The following is an 8,982-nucleotide window of genomic DNA, read 5'->3' as shown; positions in this document are numbered from 1 at the left end:
TTCCAGAGGTAAGTTTTACTGAAACTTTTTTAGATTCCTCATTTTCAAAAATGATTACATTTTCTTCAAAAGCGAGGGAAACTTTAGGAATAATCTCAAAAGGTTGATAGGTTTCGCCAAAAACAGCATCATTATATTTATAAACTATAGGTTTTTCAAAGTTTAGGGAAACATCTTTAAAATTGAGCTTAAAAACTGCTTTAGTAAGACCTGGTCTTTCGGGTAGCCCAATAAGCTCACGGTTTTTTACAATATACATTCCGTTTTTTGATTCTTCCTCTAACCAGTATGGCGTGGTATAAGATGTTTTTTCCGGAACCTTTAATGCGATCTTATTTTGCCAGTTTTCGTTATTTTTTAGTTCGGTTTCGGGTTGAACTTTAGAGTCATTCGGACTTAATTCTATTGAACTCAAAATTACAGGAAAATCACTTCGGTTAATAGCCTCCAGTTTAATTGTTACGCTATCTTTTGGAGTTGCTGAAGGCTGAGAAGCTACTGCTTCTAAAAATAAGCCTGTGCTGGCGTAAATAATATTTTTAATTTCTTTGGTTTTTAATTCCCGCCAATGTTCATTTGGTAATTTCTGGATCAGCTTATAAGCTTCAAGAAGTTGGGGTAGGCTAGCGGCAGGATTTGTAAAACTGTAGTTTTCTTCAACTTGATGTAGAATTTTACTAATTTCAGCACCACCTTCTAATTTGTTCCAGGAAGTATCTATACCTTCAAATACATCTTGTGAGCGAATGGTATCTCCTTTAATTGGTTCTAAATACTCCATTTGTTTCCCTCGGGATCCAGTACTTCCAAAGCCTTGAGATTGGTGTTGGCTTCGGCTTAAAGATGCAATTTCGGGATTTGAAAGTCCAAGTAGCGGAAAATAAACTCCCGTGTCAAAACTTATAAATCTATCTTTACTGGCCTCTTCAAAAGCTTCTTCACCGTCATAAAACCAGGGCGAAGTATTAAAATATGCCCGTTTTGGTTGGTGGGTGTTGGTATACTTTAATTGATCTGGAAATTTATTGGGATTAGCGGCAGCATCAAATGCTTCTAAACTTAGAAGGGCAGAAGAAGTGTGATGCCCGTGTGTACTGCCTGGGGTGCGATGATCAAACCGATTTATAATCACATCTGGTTTAAAATTTCTAATTATCCAAACCACATCGCTTAATACTTTTTCTTTATCCCAAATTTTAAGGGTTTCTTCCGGGGTTTTAGAATAACCAAAATCGTTAGCACGGGTAAAAAACTGCTCACCACCATCTATTTCTCTCGCCGCAAGTAATTCCTGGGTTCTTATTAAGCCCAGTTGTTCTCGTAATTCAGGGCCGATTAGGTTTTGACCACCATCGCCCCGGGTTAAGGATAAATATGCTGTTCGGGCGTGTTTTTCGTTTGAAAAATAGGAAATTAATCGGGTGTTTTCATCATCGGGGTGTGCACCAATGTATAAAACCGAACCAAGGAAATTCAGCTTTTTTATTTTCTGAAATATTTCAGAAGCATTTAATTTTTCGGGTTCCTGTGCGTGTAAATTCAACAGGAAAAAACAGAAAAGTAAACTAAATAGTTTTCGCATAAATTTCACGGCGATTAATAAGACATCCAAATATAAAAACTTTAGTCGCCTGAAGATAGAAAATTAACTGCTTTTACCCGGTAATCGTGATTTAATTATGCTGAAGCTATTTATAATTTACAATAATAACAGCAGAAATTTGGAAAGTAAAAGATTTCTAAAAGCTTTAAAGACTGCTTTTATCTCCATCCAGGTAAACATCTTTAGCTACTAAAGAAACCGCTTTTTGCAGAATTAAGTTATTCGGGTAGGTTATTAATTCTCCCTCTAAAGTTCTGAGGTGCAAATGGAAAGCCTTTATATCTTCAATAATAGCTTCAATAGGTAGATCTTTATCGTGAATCTTTATTTTGTCTCCAATTTTATACGGAAATGAAAAGAAAAGAATTACACCAGAAGTGATATTGCTAAGAATAGACCAAATAGCAAAAAGCGCAACTCCAAGCACTGCAAAAACTGAAGAAAATATTAAAGAAAGTTCGGTTAGTCCCATTCCCCAGGCAATGGCTAATAAGAAAACCGCAATAAACAGGATAAGAATATTGATGTATTTAAACATTAACCGGGTTCGGGTAAAGTCTATTTCACTTCGTTTTCCAACCCTATGAGCAGCTTTTTTTAATAAAAACTGAACGATTAATAAGGCAAATACAGTAATTATCGTGTAGGTAATTTCAGATCTGTATTGAGTTAAAACTTCAAACATTTTAGTGCTAATAATTTTATATAAAGGTAGATTTTAAAAGCTATTTTCAAATAAAAATTATGGACTTATTTAAAATTTTTACTTTTTGTTTAAGGTTAACTTAAAACTTAAGATTATATTGTGTAATACTTTTATAATCAAATATTTAAAACTTAAATAGACGCAAGATCAATTAGTTCATTATAAACTAAATGGGTTGGAAGCCCTACTACGTTAAAATAACTTCCTTCCAGATTGGTAATTCCAATTAAGCCAATCCATTCCTGTATGGCATAGCCGCCAGCTTTGTCAAAGGGTTTAAAATTTTCAACGTAATAATCAATCTCCCCGCTGGTAAGTTCTTTAAAAGTTACTTTTGTTTCGCAGTTTACGGTAGATTGATGATTGTGCGTAGTAAAACATACCGAAGTAAACACACTATGGGTTTTACCAGATAATGATCTAAGCATCTCTTTAGCTTCAACCGTGGTTTCAGGTTTTCCCATAGCTTTGTCTTCGTTATATACAATGGTATCGCTGGTAATTAAAATTTGAGCTTTTTTTAATTCTTTCTGAAAAGCTTCAGCTTTTAATTGTGAGAGAAAATCGGTTATTTCTTCTTTTTTAAGGTAATCTGGACATACTTCTTTTACCGGTCTCACATCAATTTTAAAAGGGATATTTAAATCTTTAAAAAATTGGTGACGTCTTGGAGAGCCTGATGCGAGAATTATTTCTTTCTTCTTTAAAAGTTCTTTAAGCATAATTATTTTATTAAAATCCCTGTAAGATAAGATTATTTGTAAAATTTTTGTTGAATGAAGAATACCAGGTGTAAATTCTATGAAGCAAGAATAAACTGATATAAGCCTATAGAAGTTAATCCGAAAAACATTATTATTTTTAATAATAAACTTAAGTGTGAATAATGTTTCTTCTTTTTAGCTCCCCAAATTTTAACCTGAAAATAGAGTAGGGGTGCGAGTATAAAAATAAGGATATAAATTACCAGGAAAGTATTCTCAAATAAATAATTGTAAATATAATATACAATTGCGGCCACAGGTAAAATACCTATTGCAAAAATGATCTTATTGGTACGGCTATGCCCAAGGATTATAGGTAAGGTTTGTATTCCGGCGTTATAATCTCCTTTCACATCTTCCTGGTCTTTTACTATTTCTCGAAGTAAATTTATTAGAAAAGCAAAAATTGCATAATCCAGTAAAATTGAAAATAGTAAAGATTGAACCTGTTTATTTTGTGAATTTATTGCAGGAAAAAGATCAAAAACTGAAGGCAAAAGCACCACAAAGCCAACAAGCAAGCTAATTAAAACATTCCCCAGCACAGGAATTTGCTTTAAATAACTGGCATAAAGGTAGAGTAAAGCTGAAGAAAAGATGAAAATCGCAACAAACCCGGGTTTGCCCAGTAAATTAGCAAGGTAAAAACCAATTCCTACGCCAATAACATTCAAAATTATAAATAAATTATTCGCTTTTTTTTCTGAAATTTTATTGCCTATAATCAGCTTTTCCGGTTTGTTAATTTTATCGGCCTGTACATCATAAATATCATTAATTACGTATCCCGAAGCGGCAATACAAAGTGTGGCAAGCATAAGGAGCGCATACCCAAAAGTGCTAAGCGTAATTGCAGCGCCAAATTCCTCGAAAAATGAAAATTTAATCAGGATTAAAGTGAGTGCAATAAAAACCAGGTTGGGCCACCGAATTAGTTTGAGGTATGCTATCATATTTAATTATTCAGAAACAAATTTTAGACCTATGAGGGAAATAATTAAGGTGCTTAAGAAAAAGATACGCCAAAAATGCGCGGGTTCCTTAAAGATAAAAATACCCAGCAAAACGGTGCCCACAGCTCCAATACCTGTCCAAACCGCGTAAGCAGTGCCTATGGGTAGCGTTTGGGTAGCTTTGTAAAGTAGAACCATACTTAGCGTGAGCGAAAATAAAAAGCCAACAAACCAAAGGGTACTGGTATTTCCCGAGGTGACTTTCATTTTTCCCAGACAAAAAGCGAAACCTACTTCAAAAAGTCCGGCGAGAATAAGTATAATCCAGTTCATTTATTATTTATCAATCCATTTACCCTGCACTTTCATCACCTGCTCAATCACATCTCTTACACAACCTTTTCCGCCTTTTTTATGCGAAACATATTTTGAAATTTCTTTTACTTCGGCTACCGCATCCTGGGGGCAGCAAGGTAAACCAACAAGTTTCATAGGATAATAATCGGGAATATCGTCTCCCATATATAGAACATCTTCGGCGTTAATTTCATAAATATCGAAGAACTCGTCCATTTGTTCCACTTTATCGTGAATGCCCAGATAAATATCTGTAATTCCAAGGTCTCTAAGACGTTTGCGAACACCTTCGTTTTTCCCTCCAGAAATTATACAAACCGTAAAACCGGCATTTTTAGCTGCTTTTAAAGCATAACCATCTTTAATATTCATAGTACGAAGAAGTTCACCCTGAGTACTAATTTGAATGCTCCCATCGGTAAGCACACCGTCTACATCAAAAACAAAAGTGTTGATTTGGTTTAAATATTCTTTATAATTTTTTTCCATGAAAATCCTGAATAGATTGGGTTAAAATGCTGTAAATGTCTTTATTTTTTTTTGGTAAAAGTCTTAAATGAGCTTCAATCGTTTTTTGGTCATTTCTTATGGCCGGGCCGGTTTGAGCATCTTTTGGTGCTAAGCTTTCAATTTTTGAAGCGGTTTCCTTAATAAGTGGTCTTAAAATACTAAAATCTACCTGGTTTTTTTCGCAAATTTCTGCGCCAAGAGTATATAAATGATTGCTGAAATTGTTTACAAAAACTGCTGCCAGGTGTAAAGCTTTGCGTTGCTCAGAATTTACTTCTCTAACGTCTTTGGTGATTTCTAAAGCCAGTTTCTTAATTTTTTCTAAATTTTCAGCTGAATTTGCTTCGATGCAAACCGGGATTTCCCCAAAATCTACCAATTTGTTTTTAGAAAAAGTTTGCAACGGATAAAACACTCCGAAATTACTCAAATTTTCCAACGCATTTAAACTTACCGCGCCCGAGGTATGTAAAACTATCCCTGGAAGGTCTTTTAGATTATGGGCAACATCGGCAATTACATCATCTTTTAAAGCGAGTAAATAGAAATCGGCCGATTTTAAGTCGCTGATCCTGTTTGTGGTATTGGTGTAATCTTTAAAATAATTCAGGTTTTCTTCCAGGTGATTATACACCTGGATTACCCTGGTGTTTTCTGCTTCAGAAAATGCTCTAAATAGATGAAATGCAACATTCCCTGCACCTAAAATTACCACTTCTATCATTCGGCTAAATTATTAAAAATATTGAGGCAATAAAATTAACATTCATGTAGGAGAATGTCTTGATTTTTACTATTTCAAACCGTTAAAATTCCCTAAATTTGCGGGCTTAAAAGAGTTACTTCATGCAGAATAAAATAGCCTCTGTCATATTTTCTACACGTATAATGGCAGTCTTATTTGTGGTCTATGCAATAGCCCTGGCGTTGGGAACATTTATTGAAAGTTGGTACAGTATAGAAACCGCGAGAGTGTTAATTTATAACGCCTGGTGGTTTGAAGCCATTATGGTATTTTTTGTGATTAATTTCGCCGGAAATATTAAACGGTATAACCTTCATAAACGCGAAAAATGGTCTTCACTTTTAATCCATTTATCGTTTGTATTAATTTTAGTTGGTGCCTTTATTACCCGTTATATTAGTTATGAAGGTGTGATGCCTATCACGGAAGGTGAAACAACAAATATCATGCTTTCAGAAAAAACCTATTTTACCGCATTTATTGACGGGGAAATAGACGGCGAACCTCGCCGAAGGGTTTTGGAAGAACAGGTGCTTTTTGCCCCTGAAACCGAGAATGACTACGTATTAAATACCGATTATAATGGGCAACCGGTTACTATTGAAGCTACTAATTTTATTTATGGTGCTAAAGAAGAATTAGTTCCTGCCGAAGATGGAGAGAATCATCTTAAATTGGTAGAAGCCGGTGGTGGTAATCGTCACGACCATTATTTAAAAGAGGGCGAAGTTCAAAACATACACAATGTCTTATTCGCGTTAAATGAACCTACCGAGGGAGCGATTAATATAACGTATGAGGAAGAAACCGGAAAATACACTATAAACTCTCCATTTGAAGGCGATTATATGCGAATGGCCGACCAGGAGAAAGGGAATTTGGTTAAAGATTCTACCCAAAACTTAATGCTGCGCTCTCTTTATAATATAGGGGCTATGCAATTTGTAATTCCTGAACCGGTGGTTAAAGGAAAATACGATATTATAAAAACCCCAGAAAAAACCGACGGCCAGAGCGATGCTCTAACGGTAAAAGTTACTTCTGAAGGGGAATCTGAAACAGTTACTATTTTGGGTGGCCAGGGAATTCCCAGTGAACCTCATAAAGTAGAACTTGCCGGCCTGGAACTATTCCTTAACTACGGTAGTAAAGAGATAGAATTGCCTTTTGCATTAAAACTGAACGATTTTATTGCCAATAGATATCCGGGAACTGAAAACAGTTATTCTTCATTTAAAAGTAAAGTTGAAATTGTGGAAGAAGGAAAAGAAAATGTTCCCTACGAGATTTATATGAACCACGTTTTAGATCACAAAGGTTTCAGATTCTTCCAGGCCAGTTTTATGCCAGATGAAAGCGGTACAGTACTTTCTGTAAATCACGATTTCTGGGGTACCTGGGTAACTTATATAGGTTATTTTCTACTTTATTTGGGATTAATGCTCATCTTGTTTGATAAAGGTTCCCGTTTTGGAAACCTTAAGGATATGCTTGAAAAAGTAAAAGACAAAAAGAAAAAATTAACTACGGTGCTTATTTTCTTTATGGCTACCGGCTCTATGTTTGCACAAACACCGGGAGACGAGCACGAGCATGCTGAATCGGCCAAAAGAGAAGTAGATTCTATTATTAAAAGCAACGCCATAAGCGAAGAGCACGCTGCTGATTTTGGCCGACTTATAATCCAGGATGCCGGCGGAAGGATGAAACCCGCTAATACGTATTCTTCAGAATTGCTTCGGAAATTAAGCAAATCTGATTCTTACGAAGGCTTAAGTTCAGACCAGGTTTTAGTTTCACTTACTCAAAACCCAATGATTTGGTATAATGTACCTATTATTTATGTTGAAAAACATAACGATAGTTTACATAATCTTCTTGGGATAGAAGAAGGGAAAAAATACCTTACCCTTAGTAGTTTCTTTGACGAGACGGGGAATTATAAGCTTTCTCCGCTGTTAGAAGAAGCCTACCAGGCTGCTGTGCCTAATAAATTTCAGAAAGATTTTATCAATACCGATAAAAAAGTGAATTTATTATATCGTGCGCTTCAGGGTAAGATTTTAAGAATTTTCCCAATTCCGGAACATGAAAATAATAAATGGGTTTCTTATCCTGAATTAGAAGATGAAGAAGGTGCTTTTAAAGGAATGGATTCGGTGTACACCAAACAAATTCTTCCACTTTATATGACTTCCCTTTCTGATGCGGTTGAAAGTGGAGATTATTCTAAAGCAAACCAGTTTCTGGAAAGTATAAAAGGATTTCAAAAGAAATTCGGGGCCGAAGTATTGCCTTCAGAAGAAAAGGTTAATGCAGAAATTGCTTATAACAAATACGATATTTTCAGGAATCTTTTCTGGATGTATATGGTAGCCGGCTTATTTATGCTGGTTATTGTAATTGTAAAGATTTTTAAAGAAAATAAATTTATTGATTGGCTGGTTAAAATAAGCGCCGGCGTTATAATTGTTCTTTTTGTTTTACATACTTTAGGTTTAATTGCCCGGTGGTATATTTCTGGACACGCACCCTGGAGTGATGCTTACGAGTCTATGATTTACGTAGCCTGGGCCACAATGTTCTTTGGTTTGGCTTTTGGAAGAAAAAGTACCTTAACCATTGCATCTACAGCCTTTGTAACTTCAATGATTTTGATGATTGCGCACTGGAACTGGATGGATCCATCTATAGCAAACCTCCAGCCTGTATTAGATTCTTATTGGTTAATGATTCACGTTTCAGTAATTGTTGGAAGTTACGGCCCGTTTACCCTGGGAATGATTCTAGGGGCAGTGGCATTGCTTTTAATGATTTTTACTACTGAGAAAAATAAAAAGAAAATGGACCTCAATATAAAAGAGATCACCATTATTACTGAAATGGCCTTAACTGTTGGTTTAGTAATGCTAACCATTGGGAACTTTCTGGGAGGACAATGGGCTAATGAAAGCTGGGGACGTTACTGGGGCTGGGACCCTAAAGAAACCTGGGCTTTAATTAGTATTATGGTTTATGCCTTCGTAATACATATGCGACTGGTACCGGGATTACGAAGCAGGTGGTTCTTTAACCTTATGGCTGTTGTATCTTTTGCCAGTATTTTAATGACTTATTTTGGAGTAAACTTCTACTTAGCTGGTTTACACTCTTACGCAAGCGGAGATAAAGTGATAACGCCAACATTTATTTATTACGCCGTGGCTATAGTAGCCTTGCTGGGTGCAGTTTCTTACTGGAGATTCCAGAAGTTTTATGCGAAGAAGAGCAAGAAGAAAATAGAGAAGTAAGTTTGTGATATATAAAGAAAAAGAGTTGTTTGAATGTTTTAAGCAGCGTCATCC

8 protein-coding genes are annotated in these 8,982 nt (G+C 35.5%); 1 reads left to right on the top strand and 7 read right to left on the bottom strand.

Annotated features, from left to right (window positions below):
• The 7 genes from AACZ30_RS01825 to AACZ30_RS01795 form a co-directional block, all read right to left on the bottom strand.
• The coding region (locus tag AACZ30_RS01825; protein WP_339647377.1) for a PIG-L family deacetylase at positions 1 to 1,582 on the bottom strand (1,582 nt) is incomplete at its 3' end.
• A gap of 166 nt (positions 1,583 to 1,748) precedes the next feature.
• A complete protein-coding gene (locus AACZ30_RS01820) occupies positions 1,749 to 2,288 on the bottom strand; it encodes a mechanosensitive ion channel domain-containing protein (RefSeq protein WP_075326733.1) in 540 nt (179 codons plus the stop codon).
• Between the two features lie 152 nt (positions 2,289 to 2,440).
• Complete coding sequence (locus AACZ30_RS01815; protein ID WP_339647374.1) at positions 2,441 to 3,031, bottom strand: Maf family nucleotide pyrophosphatase; 591 nt, start codon at positions 3,029 to 3,031, stop codon at positions 2,441 to 2,443.
• A gap of 77 nt (positions 3,032 to 3,108) precedes the next feature.
• Complete coding sequence (locus AACZ30_RS01810; protein WP_339647372.1) at positions 3,109 to 4,026, bottom strand: geranylgeranylglycerol-phosphate geranylgeranyltransferase; 918 nt, start codon at positions 4,024 to 4,026, stop codon at positions 3,109 to 3,111.
• Positions 4,027 to 4,032: 6 nt separating this feature from the next.
• The gene (locus AACZ30_RS01805) at positions 4,033 to 4,359 is read right to left on the bottom strand and encodes a multidrug efflux SMR transporter (protein WP_075326736.1); all 327 of its coding nucleotides are present in this window, start codon (positions 4,357 to 4,359) and stop codon (positions 4,033 to 4,035) included.
• 3 nt (positions 4,360 to 4,362) lie between these two features.
• Positions 4,363 to 4,872 (bottom strand): HAD-IIIA family hydrolase, encoded by a 510-nt coding sequence (locus AACZ30_RS01800; RefSeq protein WP_075326737.1) that lies wholly within the window; start codon positions 4,870 to 4,872, stop codon positions 4,363 to 4,365.
• The gene (locus AACZ30_RS01795) at positions 4,856 to 5,617 is read right to left on the bottom strand and encodes a DUF2520 domain-containing protein (RefSeq protein WP_075326738.1); all 762 of its coding nucleotides are present in this window, start codon (positions 5,615 to 5,617) and stop codon (positions 4,856 to 4,858) included. The genes AACZ30_RS01800 and AACZ30_RS01795 overlap by 17 nt, the downstream gene beginning before the upstream one ends.
• Positions 5,618 to 5,739: 122 nt before the next feature.
• Here AACZ30_RS01795 and ccsA point away from each other — a divergent pair, with 122 nt between their 5' ends.
• Positions 5,740 to 8,928 (top strand): cytochrome c biogenesis protein CcsA, encoded by a 3,189-nt coding sequence (gene ccsA, locus AACZ30_RS01790; protein WP_339647364.1) that lies wholly within the window; start codon positions 5,740 to 5,742, stop codon positions 8,926 to 8,928.
• Positions 8,929 to 8,982: the final 54 nt, after the last annotated feature.

Source organism: uncultured Salegentibacter sp., assembly GCF_963972535.1.
In the GTDB taxonomy this organism is placed as follows: Bacteria; Bacteroidota; Bacteroidia; order Flavobacteriales; family Flavobacteriaceae; genus Salegentibacter.
The sequence above is the reverse complement of the archived record's forward strand: the minus strand, read 5'-3'. Positions and strand labels throughout refer to the sequence as shown.